The organism is Mycobacterium simulans, assembly GCF_900232995.1.
GTDB lineage: Bacteria > Actinomycetota > Actinomycetes > Mycobacteriales > Mycobacteriaceae > Mycobacterium > Mycobacterium simulans.
The window spans coordinates 735,349-751,527 of record NZ_OCVX01000003.1 but is presented as its reverse complement, the minus strand read 5'-3'; the positions used below and the strand labels follow the sequence as shown (position 1 = coordinate 751,527).

11 protein-coding genes are annotated in these 16,179 nt (G+C 66.3%); 5 read left to right on the top strand and 6 right to left on the bottom strand.

The annotated features are described in order from the left end of the window. Positions 1–68 precede the first annotated feature (68 nt). Genes MSIMFI_RS04195 through MSIMFI_RS04185 form a run of 3 tightly spaced genes read right to left on the bottom strand, consistent with a single transcriptional unit; the run spans position 69 to position 5,906 of the window. Complete coding sequence (locus MSIMFI_RS04195) at positions 69–1,496, bottom strand: lipase maturation factor family protein (RefSeq protein WP_191496250.1); 1,428 nt, start codon at positions 1,494–1,496, stop codon at positions 69–71. Between the two features lie 35 nt (positions 1,497–1,531). Continuing rightward, positions 1,532–5,686, bottom strand: coding sequence for an alpha-(1->3)-arabinofuranosyltransferase (locus tag MSIMFI_RS04190; RefSeq protein WP_191498014.1), 4,155 nt, complete (start codon positions 5,684–5,686; stop codon positions 1,532–1,534). Between the two features lie 46 nt (positions 5,687–5,732). Next, positions 5,733–5,906, bottom strand: a complete 174-nt coding sequence (locus tag MSIMFI_RS04185; RefSeq protein ID WP_064774890.1) for a DUF2613 domain-containing protein — start codon at positions 5,904–5,906, stop codon at positions 5,733–5,735. 92 nt (positions 5,907–5,998) lie between these two features. On the opposite strand from MSIMFI_RS04185, the gene MSIMFI_RS04180 reads away from it, so the two are divergent. The 3 genes from MSIMFI_RS04180 (at position 5,999) to MSIMFI_RS04170 (ending at position 9,130) form a co-directional block, all read left to right on the top strand. Continuing rightward, the gene (locus tag MSIMFI_RS04180) at positions 5,999–7,171 is read left to right on the top strand and encodes a glycoside hydrolase family 3 N-terminal domain-containing protein (RefSeq protein ID WP_191496249.1); all 1,173 of its coding nucleotides are present in this window, start codon (positions 5,999–6,001) and stop codon (positions 7,169–7,171) included. A gap of 78 nt (positions 7,172–7,249) precedes the next feature. Beyond that, positions 7,250–7,876 carry a TetR/AcrR family transcriptional regulator gene (locus MSIMFI_RS04175; protein WP_191496248.1) on the top strand — a complete coding sequence of 209 codons (627 nt, stop codon included), beginning with the start codon at positions 7,250–7,252 and terminating at the stop codon, positions 7,874–7,876. A gap of 9 nt (positions 7,877–7,885) precedes the next feature. Next, positions 7,886–9,130 (top strand): chloride channel protein, encoded by a 1,245-nt coding sequence (locus MSIMFI_RS04170; RefSeq protein WP_224770068.1) that lies wholly within the window; start codon positions 7,886–7,888, stop codon positions 9,128–9,130. Here the strand turns inward: MSIMFI_RS04170 and MSIMFI_RS04165 are convergent. Both MSIMFI_RS04165 and MSIMFI_RS04160 read right to left on the bottom strand, forming a co-directional pair. Next, positions 9,084–9,929: a MaoC/PaaZ C-terminal domain-containing protein gene (locus tag MSIMFI_RS04165; protein ID WP_191496247.1), complete on the bottom strand. Its 846-nt coding sequence runs from the start codon at positions 9,927–9,929 to the stop codon at positions 9,084–9,086. The two genes, MSIMFI_RS04170 and MSIMFI_RS04165, sit on opposite strands and share 47 nt — an antisense overlap. Continuing rightward, entirely contained in the window at positions 9,926–11,290 is a 1,365-nt protein-coding gene (locus tag MSIMFI_RS04160; RefSeq protein WP_191496246.1) for a 3-oxoacyl-ACP reductase, read from the bottom strand. The genes MSIMFI_RS04165 and MSIMFI_RS04160 overlap by 4 nt, the downstream gene beginning before the upstream one ends. A gap of 121 nt (positions 11,291–11,411) precedes the next feature. On the opposite strand from MSIMFI_RS04160, the gene MSIMFI_RS04155 reads away from it, so the two are divergent. Next, positions 11,412–12,740, top strand: a complete 1,329-nt coding sequence (locus MSIMFI_RS04155) for an acetyl-CoA C-acetyltransferase (protein ID WP_191496245.1) — start codon at positions 11,412–11,414, stop codon at positions 12,738–12,740. A gap of 359 nt (positions 12,741–13,099) precedes the next feature. Here MSIMFI_RS04155 and MSIMFI_RS04150 read toward each other — a convergent pair whose 3' ends face one another. Then, positions 13,100–14,935 (bottom strand): acyl-CoA dehydrogenase, encoded by a 1,836-nt coding sequence (locus MSIMFI_RS04150; protein WP_191496244.1) that lies wholly within the window; start codon positions 14,933–14,935, stop codon positions 13,100–13,102. Between the two features lie 203 nt (positions 14,936–15,138). On the opposite strand from MSIMFI_RS04150, the gene MSIMFI_RS04145 reads away from it, so the two are divergent. Next, positions 15,139–16,176, top strand: coding sequence for an isopenicillin N synthase family dioxygenase (locus MSIMFI_RS04145; RefSeq protein WP_191496243.1), 1,038 nt, complete (start codon positions 15,139–15,141; stop codon positions 16,174–16,176). Positions 16,177–16,179 lie beyond the last annotated feature (3 nt).

The window sequence follows — 16,179 nt, the reverse complement described above, 5'->3', positions numbered from 1 at the left end:
CCTAGGGTGACGACACGCCGATCGGCGCCGCCCAGGCTGCACGCTCAAAGCCCAGGGCGCACACTCTGTCACTTCCCCAGCGACATCGGCGAGACATACCGCCCGATCAGCGTGCGATGCCACCAAGCATGATCGCGTCGCAGCTCCCGGAACGTCGTGAAGCGGTAGACGTAGAGTTGCGCGCGCACATACCGAGGCGGGAACTCCGGGAACGGGTTGTGGTGCAGCAAGCGGAGCGTCGGCGGATCGTTGCGCAGCAACCGCGTGAGAAACGGCGTCATCCACGGCAGCGCGTAGCCCGGCGAGATGGCGGCGAACCACATCAGCCAGTCCAGCCGCAGATGGTACGGCGCAAATTGCCGGGGCAGCCGGCGCAAACCCGTGGGCTTGCCCTTGAATTCGTACTCCTTCCAGACCGTCTGCTCGGTGATCTTGGATTCGGAAGTGCCTTCGATCACCACTTCCCGGCGGATGCGGCAGATGCTGCCGAAGGCGCCGTAGGTATTGGCCAAGTGAAATGGGTTGAACGACATGTTCATTCGCTGTTCGGCGGACAACAGGTTGCGCGCCGGCCAGTAGCTGAGCACCAGCATGACACCAGTGAATGCGATTACCAGGCCGGCGAACCACGGCGGCGCTTCCGGCAGCACGGGCTGGACCGGTACCGGCAAAAGCCGCGCCGCCGATGAGTAGTCGATTGCGCTGCACGCCAACAGGATCGTCACCCAATTGAGCCAGGCGAAGTTGCCCGACGTCACCAGCCACAACTGCGTGACGACGATGATGGCCGCGGCAATGCTGGCCACGGGCTGGGGAGCGAATAGCCCGAACGGCACGACGAGCTGAGCAAAATGGTTGCCCGCCACCTCGATTCGGTGCAGCGGCTTGGGCAGGTGATGGAAGAACCAGCTCGTCGGGCCCGGCATCGGTTGTGTTTCATGGTGGTAGTACAGGCACGTCAGATCCCGCCAGCACCGATCACCGCGCATTTTAATCAGTCCGGCGCCGAATTCGACTCGGAACAGCAACCAGCGCGCCAATAGCAACGTCAGCAACGGCGGGGCCACCCGCTCGTTGCCGAGGAAGATCATCAGGAACCCGGTCTCCAAGAGCAGTGACTCCCAACCGAACGAGTACCACGCCTGTCCGACGTTGACGATTGACAGATAGAGCACCCACAGCGTGAGCCACATCAGCATCCCGGCCCACAACGGCACCAGGCCGGCTGCGCCGGCGACGATAGCCGCCGAAAGCGCGGCACCGAACCAGCACGCGCTCGCGAATAGCCGGTCGGAATAGCGAAAGTGAAAAAGGCTGGGCGCCCGGCGAAACGACTGCTCGGCGATATACCGCGGCACGGGCAGCATCCCGTGTTCACCGATAAGCGCACGGAACTGCCGGGCGGCCCCGACGAAGGCAATCAGATAGATGACCGCGGTGCCACGCTCGAGCACCAGAGCCCCGAGCCAGTATTCGGGCGCCGAAAACCAACCCACTTATCCAGTCAACCAGCCGGCAAACCGGTAGCCAACTACCCGTCGCGACCGTGGCGCACGCTCACCGCCGAAGCCGCCACAGCGGCAAGCGAAATCATTGCCAGCAGTTGGACGCTCGCGGAATGCCCGGCGTACCCGTCGACGGACCGCCACGGGTACCGGGACAGTACCGCCCCTGCCAGGATCAAGCCGCCGGCGCTGAGTCCGACGGTGAGCCTGTCGCGTAGCCGCTCTCGATGACGTAGCGCAACCCGCAGACCCAAGGCGGCTCCAACAACGACAGCGCCGGCCGGGCCGGCAATCAGCACCCCGGCCACTAGCGCACCGACAGCGCCCCAGCCGCCAGGACGCCACGGCTGCGCGCCTGTATGACCACCGGGACCCCGTCGCCTCCAGAACGCCAGGAACGCCAGCAACGGCAACAGGGCCAGGCCCACCGCCAGGCCTGCTCGATACAGCGTGTTGGAGGCGAACGTCAAGGTGATGCTGCCGGGGTCGCCGGCGGGCACCACCCAGCCTTGTTGCCACCCGTTGACCGCGACCGGCGTTAGCCGGATCCCGGCGCTGGTGCGGGCCACCCAGCCGGGGTTGATGCTCTCGGGTATCACCAGCAGCCGAGCCCTGTCCGATGCCGGAGCCCGCACCTCGCGCCGATCCGAGCCCCACACCCCGATAGCGGCGGGAAAAACAGCGGCGCTGGGCAATTCGGCTTCCGGCAATACAGACAACCGCGCGCCGTCGACAACGAACTGGGCGCCGGGGCTGATCAGCAACTCCTGCTGTCCGGCCGGCAGCGCGATCGGGTCGCGGTCGCACGCGACGGCTGCAACCGGCTCGCCGTCCAGCAACGCGCCGACGGTGGTCCGGATCGTGGTGTGCACAAACCGGCCCGCGACGGCAATCACCGGGCCGTGATCGCAGTCGACCGTAACCTCCCGCGCGCGATTTCGGGTGGCGTCGGCGGGCGCTACCGCACGGCCGTCGGGGCCGAGCACCGCGACCTCGGCCAGCCCTGGCGGTTTGAGCTGGTCGAATCCCAGGGCATTGCGGTCAATGATGTCTTCCCAGTCGAGCAGGCTGATGGTCACGGTGTCGGTAATCCGGGGCGTGAGCGACAGGGCTTGCGGCCCGCCGTCACCGTTCTTCACCTCCAGGACCTGAGGACCGTCGCCCAGGTTCACGGCCACCATCGTCGGATGGGCGGGGACCGTCGATCTACTGGGCGCCAGGCGCAGACCGGTGACTTCGGTGGGCCGCGGCAGCGTGAGCGTCAGCGTCGGCGGCGTCCGGTGTTGCACCACGTGCTGCGGCGCGGTCCACGCGGTCGCCGGATCGCCGTCGGTCGCCGCATATGCCGAGCCGAGGACATCGACCAGATCGGAATCACCCCGGGCCCGAGTGGTGTGCGGCTCGGCGATCAGGTCCGCCAGCTTGGGACCCTGCCGCGGCCGCACCCACACCGTCGGCGTCACCGTCATCGGACTCGGAACCGTCAGCGTCCGACTGAAATTGACCGGCTCTTCGGGTGCCAGCGCCATCGGAGCGGCGCACTGCACGCTGTCGGGCCCTGCCGCGCAGCCCGGTCGGCCCAGCAGCTCTGATCCCAGGTCCCAGCGCGTGATTGCCGAACCCGGCGGTGGCCCGGGCACCAGCACGGTGTGCCGCAACTGCACGGGGTGAGCGAATCCGGACGCGTCGTACTGGGTGATCGACAAATCGGTGATACCAAACTGCACACCGGCCGAACCGTCGTCGGTGGCGGCCGCGGTGACCCGCACCCACGGCGTTTCGCCAACTGGTAGCGCCGCGGTGAGCGGCTTTCCGGCCTCGTCGTAGCGCAACGTGGTGCTGCCGTTGACGGTCTCGACCACGATGCGGCGGATCTGGGCGCCGACGGCCGTGGCGCTGGGCGTCACCGTGATGACGGCGCTGGTCACCGGGTGATCGAAATCGACTTGTAGCCACTGCCCGACGGCGGATTGCAGTGCGTTGGACACCCATGAGGTCGCCGGGTCGCCGTCGATCGCGGCGGCGGGTGAGGTCGCCGGGGCGACGTCGGGAAGTGCGGTGGAATCCGACGACGAGCTGGATGCGGTAAGACGTCCACCGGTCCACCCGCCGTAAACCGTCTCCGCCCCGGGGACCGGGTAGTCGGGCACCCTGTTGTAGGTGTGCCTTGCGTCGCCAACCGCCCGAATCGCCGACGAGTGCTGGTCGACCCGGCCGTAGTCGGTTTCACGGGCTAGCGGCGTGTCGGTGACCACGACTCGCGGCACCGGCAGCCCCGCGGCGCGCGCATCCGCGGTCATTAGTACCGGGCCCAGCGCGGACTGGCGCTGCAGCCGTCGCCGTTCATCGAGACGCAACAGCACTTCGGGTCCGCCGTCGATACGCGCCAGCCGATCGACGTCGGCGAAATACGGCGCGCCTGTGTCGCCGCCACTGCCCACCCGGAAAACCTCGACGGCCGGATACCGCGGTCGCAGTCCACCGTCGCTGACGAAGCCCGCCAGCGAACCCGGACCAACCGATGGGCCGAATTCCGCCACCTTCGTCAGCCCCGGCGACCCGTTGATGGCGCGATGCACCAGGATCGGGCGTGCCGAGCGCGACGTCTCGGGATCCAGATCGTTGCGCAGAACCACATACGAAATGCCTTGGCGGGCAAGGGTATCGGCGAGCCCAAGCGATGGTCGCCCGGCCGCGAACAGACGCTGCACCGAATCCAGCGCCCGAATGGTCTGCGGCGGGGTCAGCGGAATGGAGTCGCGTACCCCCCACGGGCTACTGCCGAGCACCTGCAGCGGCTCGTCGTGACTATTCCCCCAGACCTGGGTGGCAAATGGCGCGCCGGGGACTACCAGAACGCGCCCGTTCTTGTGTTCGCTGAGCCAGTCGGCGGCCTGATGCCAGTACCCCGGTATCGCGGTGAACGTGCCGGGCGGGGTGAGCCGGCCGGTCCACGCCAGTGAGGTGCTGACCATCAGCGCGGTCAGAGCGACGATTCCGGCCGCGACGCGTTTGTCGCGCTCAGGATGGGCAAATGCGTTTAGCCGCAAGGGCACGCGCGCTAACAGTTCCGCGAAGCCCAGCACCAGCGGCAGCCGCACCACCGGCCCGACCTTGTGCACGTTGCGCAGTGGGGTGCCCGCGGCGTCGAGGAACGTCTGCACCTGGTGGGCCACGGGCGAGCCCAGCCCGCCGCTATAGCCGACGGCCAGCAACACCACCCCGACCAGCAGCATCGTCACCAGCCGTCCGCGCGCCGGCATGCCACGAAGCGCCAACCCGGCCAGGCCGGCCGCCGCGACCAGACAGGTGCCCAGGACGGCCACCGATCCGGTGACCAGTGGCGTCCCCGCGGTCGCGTTGGGCGCCACGAACGGTGTCCAGCTATCGGTGCCGCGCAGCAGCTCCACCAGTGAGGACCATTGCGTCGTCACGCCGGAGGATTCGATGAAGTCCAGGAACGGCGGACTGACTCCGCGCAGCAGGGCCAGTGCCACCACCCACCACAGCATCGCCAGGACAAGCGCCAGCAGCCACCACGCGGTGTAACGCCACCACAACCGATTCGGCCGGTGACACGCCCACCAGATCAGCGCGGGCAGACAACCCGCCAGGGTCGCGATGGCATTGACCGCGCCCATCAACGCCACCGCCAGCCCGGCCTGGGCGCCCAGTACGCGTACCGACCTGCCCGAGCCGCGCAACGCCAGAATCGTCGGGAGCAGCACCCACGGCGCCAGCATCATGGGCAGGGTTTCCGAAGAGATCGACCCCAGCGTCGTCAACACCCGCGGCGACAGCGCGAACGCCGCCGCACCGAGCACCCGCGACGTCGGGCTGCCGATGCCCAGCGCCTCGGCGACGCGCAGCAGCCCCCAAAAGCCGACGGTGAGCAGCACAGCCCACCACAATCGCTGGGTAATCCATCCGGGCAGGCCCAGCAGGTGGCCGATCACAAAAAAGGTGCCGTGCGGAAACAGATAGCCGTAGGCCTGATTCTGCGACTGTCCAAATGGCAGTTCGCTGCTCCACAGGTTGGTCGCGCGGGCTAGGAAGCGCAGCGGGTTGGCGGTGAGGTCGAGCTTGGTGTCGGGGGAGACCTGCCCGGGGGACTGGGCGAACGTCAGCGCCAGCGCGACCGCGGAGACCAACAGCAGCCAGCGACGAGTAAGCGGTGCCACCACAGAGCCCAATGCAGCTTCCGCAGGCGCAACCTGAGCCGCTGGGCTAACTACGGTTGCCGTACTCGACCCGGTTGAGCACTGAGGACGACGGATCGCCCCCGGGGAGTGGCGGTTTCGTGTCCTGTTGCACCATCAAGGTGACACCGAAGATTGCGGCCGCACCCAACAAGAGGCCAACCACCACGCTGGCGGCGGCGGGCGCGACGATCCGGTTCATAGCGTCAACCTAGCAGAAGAGCTTGCCCAGCTTGTGCGACCCAAGCCGAGCCCCAAGTCGGCGTTGAAACGCCGCCATGACAGCATGTCCGGATGTTCTTTCGGCACACCCTGGTTGTGCTCGCTGCGGTATCGGCCCTGGTGGCAGGGTGCCACAGCGGCACCAAGACCGGATCTTCGTCGACCACCACCAGTCAGCCGCCCGCCGCTCCGATGCCCATCGCCGCTCCCGCGCCTCGGATCTGCGCGGAGCCGACGGCCGTTCCGGCGATGCTGTCGCCCCGCGACAAGCTCGCCCAGCTCTTGATGGTGGGGGTGCGTGACGCGGCCGACGCCAAGGCGGTGGTCAGCAATTACCGCGTCGGCGGCATTTTCATCGGCAGCGATACCGACTTGTCGATATTCAATGGCCCGCTGGCCGAGATCACGTCCGGCGCCGGTCCGCTGCCGCTGGCGGTGAGTATCGACGAAGAAGGCGGTCGGGTGTCGCGATTGAGGTCGCTACTCGGGGGCCGAGGGCCGACAGCCCGCGAGCTGGGACAGACGCAATCCCCCCAGCAGGTCCATGACCTGGCGCTGGACCGCGGCCGCCAGATGAAGAAACTCGGCATCACCGTCGACTTCGCCCCGGTGGTCGACGTCACCGACGCCCCGGACGACACCGTCATCGGGGATCGGTCGTTCGGTTCGGATCCGGCAAAGGTCACCGTCTACGCAGGGGCATACGCGCAGGGTTTGCGCGACGCCGGTTTGCTGCCGGTGCTCAAGCATTTTCCCGGCCACGGCCACGGGTCGGGTGATTCGCACACCGGGGGGGTCACGACGCCGCCGCTAAGCGACCTGGTGGCCGATGACCTGGTCCCGTACCGGACATTGGTGACCCAGACGCCCGTCGGGGTGATGGTGGGTCATATGCAGGTTCCCGGCTTGACCGGCAGTGACCCGGCCAGCCTGAGCAAGGCCGCGGTGGAATTGCTGCGCACCGGCACTGGATATGGTGCCCCGCCCTTTGACGGCCCGATCTTTAGCGATGACCTTTCCGCCATGGCGGCGATCTCCGATAGGTTCGGCGTGGCCGAGGCGGTGTTGCGCACCTTGCAAGCCGGCGCCGACATTGCGCTGTGGGTCACCTCCAAAGAGGTGCCCGCGGTCTTGGACCGGCTGGAGCAAGCGCTGAACGCGGGCGAATTACAGACGCCGGCGATCGACCAATCGGTCGTGCGGGTCGCGGCCATGAAGGGCTCTAACCAGGGGTGCGGCCGCTGAACGTGTGGGCTACCAGCGCATATGTGTCTACTCTAGAGTCAGATAGACAAGCTAGAGAGTCGCCCAAAGGGGAAAGCGATGGCAGGTGGTACCAAGCGGTTACCTCGTGCTGTCCGCGAGCAACAGATGCTCGACGCCGCCGTTCAGATGTTCTCGGTCAACGGCTACCACGAAACCTCAATGGACGCGATTGCGGGCGAAGCGCAGATCTCCAAGCCCATGCTCTACCTGTATTACGGCTCCAAAGAAGACCTATTCGGTGCCTGTCTCAACCGTGAGATGAGCCGGTTCATCGATGTGTTGCGCGCCGGCATCGACCTGAACCAAAGTCCAAAAGACTTGCTGCGCAACACCATTGTGTCGTTCTTGCGCTACATTGACGAAAACCGGGCGTCGTGGATCGTGATGTACACCCAGGCGGTCAGTTCGCAAGCGTTCGCCCAGACGGTTCGCCAGGGACGTGAGCAGATCATCGAACTCGTCGCCGGACTGGTGCGCGCGGGTACCCGCAGCCCGCGATCGGACGCCGAAATCGAGATGATGGCCGTGGCCCTGGTCGGTGCGGGCGAAGCGGTGGCCACCCGGCTCAGCGCCGGGGACACCGACGTCGACGAGGCCGCCGAGTTGCTGATCAATCTGTTCTGGCTCGGTCTCAAGGGAGCGCCGCCGGATCGGGACATCGGATCTAACGTCGCCACGGGCTAGATTCGCTTGGTGCGGCCGCACCGGAACCTGGACTTCTTCTGCGCGGTAGTCATCGTCGGCCTGCTGGCCGGGGTCGCCGGATTGTCCACAACCGTGGTATTGCGTGTCGTCGAGCACCTCACCTACCACTACACCTTCGGTCCCCTGCTCGGCGGAATTACCGGCAGCAGTGCGGTCCGTCGCGCGGTCGGCCCGATGGTTGGTGGTGCGCTGGCAGCCTTGGGCTGGTGGATCCTGCGGCGTAGAACTGACGTGCCGCCGCTGGCCGGGACCATCGCCCGCCACGAGCGGATACCGCGGCTCTCCTGGAGCATCGACGCCATGCTGCAGGTGGTGTTGGTTGGCTCCGGCGCATCGCTGGGACGGGAAGGCGCTCCGCGCCAATTCGCTGCGGCGCTAAGCGATTTGGCTACGGGATGGCTGAACCGTTTGTCACCGGGCGACCGCGAGATCCTGCTGGCTTGTGCAGCCGGGGCCGGGCTGGGTGCGGTGTACGCCGTTCCGCTGGCCGGCGCGCTTTTCGCCGTCCGGATCATGCTGAACACCTGGCATCCGCGGGCACTGGGCGCGGCGTTGACTACCTCCAGCCTGGCCGTGGCGATCGGCTCGGCCATTACGCACGATCGCCCGCAGCTCGACTGGCCCAGCGCGGATTCGACGTACCTGCTTACCGCCCACGGCTTGTTATTGGCGCCGCTTGCCCTCGCGGTGGGTTTGGCGTTCAACCGGGTCATGGCCGCGGCGCGCCCGGCTCACCTGATGCGGTCCTGGGTGCTAATCCCTGCTATCTCGGCCGCAGGGTTGCTGACCGGCATCTGTTCGCATTGGTGGCCCGAACTGCCCGGCAACGGCAAAAGCATTCTGACCGTCAGCCTCGCCTCCGGGATGACACTGTCGGCGGCGGCCGTGATTCTGGTGTTGAAGCCGCTGCTAACCGCGCTGTTCCTGCGCGCCGGCGGAGCCGGCGGGATGCTGACGCCGTCGCTGGCAACCGGCGCCGCGGCGGGATCGCTGCTGGTGCTGGCAATCAACTCGGCGGCCGGAACGCACCTGCACGTGCCCGCGGTTTCGCTGGCCGGTGCGGCCGGCGTCCTCGCGGTCACTCAAGGCTCACCGATCTGGGCGTCGATCTTCGTCTGGGAACTCGCCCGACCCCCGATTTGGCTGCTGCTGCTATTCCTGGCTACCGCCGTCGCGGCCCACGGGCTCAACGCAGCGCTCGAACGGTACCGGCCAGGTGCGGGTATCCCTTAGATACATTACGCAGGTCGAGATTCCAGCCGTCGCCATGTTCTTCGACATAGAGTCCCGCCGTGGCCGGCAGCACCACCGGCTTGGCGAACCGCACCGAATAACGCACGGCGTCCGGAAACCGCCCTTCAATGTTGGCCAATACCGCTGCGGCACTGAACATCCCATGCGCAATGACGGTTGGGAACCCGAACAGTTTCGCGGCAATCGGGTTGGTGTGGATCGGATTGTGGTCGCCTCCGACGACCGCGTAGCGGCGGATCCGGCCGGCGGTGATGCGCAGGACGGTAGGCGCCGGAGGCAATTTGGGTTGCTTTTGCGGCGGCGGTTTGGGTTCGTCGGACAAGCTAGTGCGTTGCTGATGCAGGAACGTCGTCACCTGGTGCCAGGCAACCTCATTGCCCACGCTGACGTCGGTCACAATGTCGACCAACAGGCCCTTTCGGTGTTCGCGGAGATTCTCGGCATGCGCCTGAACACCAACCGTGTCGGTGACCGCGATCGGGCGGTACTGGGTGATCTGGTTCTCGGTGTGCACCGCTCCCATTGCGGCAAAAGGGAAGTCGAAGCCGGTCACCAGTGACATCACCGAGGGAAAGGTCAAGGCGAACGGGTAGGTCAGCGGCACATTGTTGCCATAGCGCAGACCGGTGACCGCCGCATACGCCGCCACGTTGGCGTGGTCAATGGGGAGTTCCTCGACGGTCACCGTGCGGCTGGGCAGCTGATCTCCCCGCGGCACCACGGGCAACGCCCCGGCCGCCGCGCGCAGCATATTTCGAAGGCCACTTGGTTGGTTCATGCGCCGATCATCGCCTGGCCGCAGACCCGAATGACGTTGCCGGTCACCGCGTTTGAAGCCGGACTGGCGAAATAGGCGATGGTCTCGGCGACGTCGATGGGCTGACCGCCCTGCAACAGCGAGTTCAGCCGACGGCCCACCTCGCGGGTGGCCAGCGGGATTGCGGCCGTCATCTGGGTTTCGATGAAACCCGGCGCGACGGCATTGATCGTGATGCCCTTCTCGGCGAGCACCGGTGCCAGCGCCTGGGTGATGCCGATCATCCCGGCCTTGGTGGTGCCGTAGTTGGTCTGTCCGCGGTTGCCCGCAATGCCGGCGATCGACGACAGCCCGATCACCCGACCACCCTCGCCGATGGCGCCGTTGCCTACCAATCCTTCGGTGAGCCGAAGGGGCGCAAGCAGATTGACAGCCAGCACGGCATCCCAGCGCGCGTCATCCATGTTGGCCAATAGCTTGTCGCGGGTAATGCCGGCGTTGTTGACCAGGATGTCGGTCCGGCCGCCGTGGTGGTCGCGCAGGTGCTCGGCGATCTTGTCGACGGCGTCCTCGGCGGTGACGTCAAGCCACAGCGGGGTGCCACCGACGTTGTTGGCGGTTTCGGCCAGGGTCTCCTCAGCCGATTCCACGTCGATGGCGACGACGCGGGCGCCGTCGCGGGCGAACACCTCGGCGATTGTGGCGCCGATCCCGCGCGCGGCCCCGGTCACAATGGCGACCTTGCCGTCCAGGGGCTTATCCCAGTCGGCCGGTGGGGTGGCGTCTTGCGCCCCGACATAGAAAACCTGGCCGTCGACGTAGGCGGACTTGGCCGACAGGATGAATCGCATGGTCGACTCCAGGCCGGTGGCGGCCGGTTTGGCGTCCGGCGCCAGATATACCAGCGCCACGGTGGACCCGTTGCGGACCTCCTTGCCCAGCGAGCGGGTGAAGCCCTCCAGCGCACGCTGCGCGATCCGCTCGTCGGTGTTGGTGACCGCTTCGGGCGTGGTGCCCACGACCACGACGCGTGCGCAGTGGGTGAGGTTGCGCAGCAGCGGCGTGAAAAATTCGTGCAAGGCCTTCAATCCGGCCGGTGTCGTGATCCCGGTGGCGTCGAAGACCAGTCCGCCAAACTTGTCGGCCCAGCGTCCGCCCAGGTTGTTGACCACCTGGTCATAGTCGCTGTCCAGTGCCGCCCGCAGCGGCTCGACGACTCGGCCCGCACCGCCGATCAACAGTGACCCGGCAAGCGGGGGATCGCCCGGACGGTAGCGGCGAAGCGTCTCGGGTTGCGGAACTCCGAGTTGCTTGGCCACGAACGATCCGGGTCCGGAGTTGACGACCTGCGAGAACAGATCCGACGAGCGCCTGGGGGCCACTGAGCTGCCTTCCGTGTCAGGGACGAACTTACTTCAGAGTAAGAACAGTGGGTAGTATTGCCTGCTGAGGTGGATACCCCAAAACTAACCCCCTACGAGTGGCGACACACGGAGAAAAAAATTGGCCCCTGCAAGCTCTGAGCCGAGCCCGTCGAGACGAAGGGTTGCCGTTCTTGGCGGCAACCGCATCCCCTTCGGTCGATCCGACCGCGCCTATGCCGAGGCGTCCAACCAGGACATGTTCACCGCCGCACTCGGTGGGCTGGTCGACCGCTTCGGGCTGGCCGGCGAGCGGCTGGGCGCGGTTGTGGGCGGTGCGGTGCTGAAGCACAGCCGCGACTTCAACCTGATGCGCGAATGCGTGCTGGGATCCGAGCTGTCCTCGTACACCCCTGCAGTCGATCTGCAGCAGGCTTGCGGCACCGGTCTGCAAGCGGCGATCATCGCCGCCGACGGCATCGCCGCCGGCCGCTACGAAGTTGCCGCCGCCGGCGGGGTGGACACCACGTCGGACGCGCCGATTGCGCTGGGCGACGACTTACGCCGCACCCTGCTGAAGCTGCGCCGCTCCAAGTCCAACGTGCAACGGCTGAAGCTGGTGGGCAACTTGCCCGCCAACCTCGGGATCGCGGTACCGGCCAACAGCGAGCCGCGGACCGGGCTGTCGATGGGCGAGCATGCAGCCATTACCGCCAAGCAAATGGGCATCAAGCGCGTCGACCAGGACGAGCTGGCCGTCGCCAGCCACCGCAATATGGCCGACGCCTACGATCGGGGTTTCTTCGACGATCTAGTCACGCCGTTCCTGGGCCTGTATCGCGACGACAACCTGCGCCCCGACGCCAGCATCGAGAAGCTGGCCGCGCTGCGCCCGGTCTTCGGGGTAAAGGCTGGCGACGCGACGATGACGGCGGGCAATTCGACTCCGCTGACCGACGGCGCGTCGGTCGCTTTGCTGGCTACCGACGAATGGGCGGCCGAGCATTCACTGACCCCGCTGGCCTACTTCGTGGATGCCGAGACCGCGGCAGTGGACTACGTCAATGGGAACGACGGCCTGCTGATGGCCCCCACCTACGCGGTGCCCCGGCTTTTGGCGCGGAACGGCCTGACCTTGCAGGATTTCGATTTCTACGAAATCCACGAAGCGTTCGCTTCGGTGGTGCTGGCCCATCTTCAGGCCTGGGAGTCCGAGGAATACTGCAAGCAGCGACTGGGCCTGGACGCTGCACTCGGGTCGATCGATCGGTCCAAGCTCAACGTCAACGGTTCGTCGCTGGCTGCCGGGCACCCCTTCGCGGCCACTGGCGGACGCATTCTTGCCCAGACTGCGAAGCAGATCGCCGAGAAGAAGGCGGAGCAAAAGGGCAAATCCGGCAAGCCGGTTCGGGGGCTGATTTCAATCTGTGCCGCGGGTGGCCAAGGTGTGGCCGCGATTCTGGAAGCCTGATGCCAGCCCGAATGGCATTTCTAAATGGGTGGGTTAGTAAATCAGCGATTTGGGTATCCCGACGCTCGGATAGCCCCGTGTTGTGGTCTGACCCCCCGACCCCGACGGCAACGCGGGGCAATCCCTAAGGTCGACCGCCGGTCTGCGGAGACGGGCGTACGAAAAAGACCGCCGCTGGAATGAGGGGATCCAGCGGCGGTCTTTTTTGGGCACACCCCCTTTGGTGGCCTGGCCGTCGCCGAGATTGAAACCAAACACACTCGCTGCGGCATGTCGTGTGCGTGGTGTCAGTGTCGTGGTACAGGCCTACACGCCAAGATCCCCCGTTCGTAGGAACGGAGGATCTTGGTGTTTATGGCCTAGAAGGCGGCCTCGTCGAGCTCCATGATCTCGTTGTCGAGCGTCTCGATCACCTCGCGGGTGCTGGTCAACAGCGGCAGGAAGTTCTTCGCGAAGAACGACGCCACCGCGACCTTGCCCTCGTAGAACGACCTTTCGGCACCCGTGGCACCGGCATCGAGCGCCTCGACGGCCACCGCCGCCTGACGCTGCAGCAACCAGCCGATAACCAGGTCGCCGACGCTCATCAGGAAGCGCACCGAACCCAGGCCGACCTTGTAGAGGCTGGTGACGTCCTGCTGCGCGGCCATCAGGTAGCCGGTCAACGAGGCGGCCATCGCCTGCACATCGGTAAGCGCCTTGGCCAGCAGCGCGCGTTCGGTCTTCAGGCGGCCGTTGCCGGACTCGCTGTCGACGAACTCCTGGATCTGACCCGACACGTGGGCCAGCGCCACACCCTTGTCGCGGACGATCTTGCGGAAGAAGAAGTCCTGCGCCTGGATGGCGGTGGTGCCCTCGTACAGGGAGTCGATCTTGGCGTCGCGGATGTACTGCTCGATCGGGTAGTCCTGCAAGAAGCCGGACCCACCAAGCGTCTGCAGGCTCTCGGTGAGCTTCGCGTAGGCCTGCTCAGAACCGACGCCCTTGACCAGCGGCAGCATCAGGTCGTTGACCTTGACGGCCAGGTTGGCGTCCACGCCGTGCACCGCCTCGGCGACCGCCGCGTCCTGGTAGGTGGCGGTGTAGAGGTATAGCGCACGCAGACCCTCGGCGTAGGCCTTCTGGGTCATCAGCGACCGGCGTACGTCGGGGTGGTGAGTGATTGTCACCCGCGGCGCGGTCTTGTCGGTCATCTGGGTCAGGTCGGCGCCCTGCACGCGGGATTTGGCGTATTCCAGCGCGTTCAGGTAGCCGGTCGACAGCGTGGCGATGGCCTTGGTGCCGACCATCATGCGGGCCTGCTCGATGACCTCGAACATCTGCGCGATGCCGTCGTGCACCTCGCCGACCAGCCAGCCCTTGGCCGGCACACCATGCTGGCCCAGCGACAGCTCACACGTCGCCGAAACCTTCAGGCCCATCTTGTGCTCGACGTTGGTGACGAAGACGCCGTTACGCTCGCCCAATTCGCCGGTCTCGAAGTCGAACAGGAACTTGGGCACGAAGAACAGCGACAGTCCCTTGGTGCCTGGACCGGCGCCCTCGGGCCGGGCAAGCACGAGGTGAAAGATGTTCTCGAACAGGTCATCGGAGTCACCCGAGGTGATGAACCGCTTGACACCGTCGATGTGCCAGGAACCGTCCTCCTGCTGTACAGCCTTGGTCCGGCCGGCACCTACGTCCGAGCCGGCGTCCGGCTCGGTAAGCACCATCGTCGAACCCCAGTTGCGCTCGGCCGCCGTCACGGCCCACTTCTTCTGCTCCTCGGTTCCGAGGTGGTAGAGGATGTTGGCGAAGCCGGCGCCCCCGGCGTACATCCACACCGCCGGGTTGGCACCCAGGATGTGCTCGTGCACCGCCCACACCAATGCCTTGGGCATGGCCATGCCGCCGAGTGCCTCGTCGATGCCGGCCTTGTCCCAGCCGGCCTCCAGCACTGCATTGACGGACTTCTTGAATGACTCCGGCAGCGTCACCGAGTGGGTGTTCGGGTCGAAGACCGGCGGGGTGCGGTCGCCCTCGATGAATGATTCGGCGACGGGGCCCTCGGCTAACCGGCTGACCTCGGCAAGCATTTCGCGGGCGGTGTCGGCGTCGAGGTCGGCGTATTCGCCGGCACTCAAGGCCTTGTCAACGCCCAAGACTTCGAACAGGTTAAATTCCTGGTCGCGGACGTTGCTCTTGTAGTGGCTCACTACGGTCCTCCTCATTGAGAGTGCCACCTGATGGTTGGGTACTCACAGCAAGTTACCCACCAGTAACACCGTTAAAATATCTCCGTTGCATAGTTGAACGCAAGTCAGTGTGAGCAAGATTGCACCATCTAACTAACCATCCGGTTGGAATGGTGCTGATCGCAGCCCTGGCAGGCACGTCCACCTGCGACGATGATGGTCAGATGACCCATCCGGGGGATGTCACGACGCTACCGGTGTTGGACCTGCGTGCGGACCCCGAACACTTGCGCACCGGCCTCCGCGAGGCGGCCCATGAGGTGGGCTTCTTCTATCTGATCGGCCACCAGGTGCCCCAGGCGCTCGCGGACAGGGTGCTCGCGGCCGCGCGTCGGCTGTTCGCGTTGCCGCAGGCCGATAAGGACGCTGTCGCGATGGTGCACAGTCCACATTTCCGCGGCTACACCCGGCTGGGCGGTGAGCTGACTCGGGGTGCGGTGGACTGGCGCGAACAAATCGACGTTGGACCGGAGCACCCGCCGATCGGCGGTCCGGGTAAGCCCGATTACTTGTGGCTGCAGGGCCCCAACCAGTGGCCGGCGGCCCTGGCGGAGTTGCCCGTCGTTATCGCCGAGTGGGATGCCGCGCTGTCAGAGGTGGGCCGGACGCTGCTGCGGCATTGGGCGGCGTCGCTGGGCAGCCGAGCCGACGTGTTCGACGAGGCGTTCGCCGAAAAGCCCGCCACCCTGATCAAGATCGTGCGCTATCCCGCCCGCGCGGCCACCTCGCAGGGCGTGGGTGCGCACAAGGACGCCGGGGTGCTCACGCTGCTGCTGGCCGAGCCGGGCAGCACGGGCCTGCAGGTGCGTCGCAGGGACGGGGTCCAAGATTGGATCGACGTGCCTCCACTGGCCGGGGCGTTCATCGTCAACATCGGTGAGCTGCTGGAGGTCGCGACACGCGGCTACCTGCGGGCCACTGAACACCGGGTGAAGCTGGGCCACTCGGCGTCGGATCGAATTTCGGTGCCGTACTTCTTCAATCCGCGGCTGGACGCGCAGATACCGATGCTGACGCTGCCCGACGAACTGGCCAGACGTGCCCGCCTAATGGAGGACCCCTCGGACCCGATCTTCACGGGCTACGGGCGCAACGCCTGGAAGAGCAGGCTGCGAGCCCACCCGGATGTGGCTGCCGCGCACGGGTACTCGGCGGGTAGGGTCACATACGAGAATTCCGTTCTCGGCTCAACGGACGAATGAAGA

Coding starts and splice junctions, on each gene's coding strand:
- MSIMFI_RS04175 (WP_191496248.1), top strand. CDS start 7,250: ATGGCAGGTGGTACCAAGCGGTTACCTCGTGCTGTCCGCGAGCAACAG.
- MSIMFI_RS04145 (WP_191496243.1), top strand. CDS start 15,139: ATGACCCATCCGGGGGATGTCACGACGCTACCGGTGTTGGACCTGCGT.
- MSIMFI_RS04180 (WP_191496249.1), top strand. CDS start 5,999: ATGTTCTTTCGGCACACCCTGGTTGTGCTCGCTGCGGTATCGGCCCTG.
- MSIMFI_RS04185 (WP_064774890.1), bottom strand. CDS start 5,906: ATGAACCGGATCGTCGCGCCCGCCGCCGCCAGCGTGGTGGTTGGCCTC.
- MSIMFI_RS04165 (WP_191496247.1), bottom strand. CDS start 9,929: ATGAACCAACCAAGTGGCCTTCGAAATATGCTGCGCGCGGCGGCCGGG.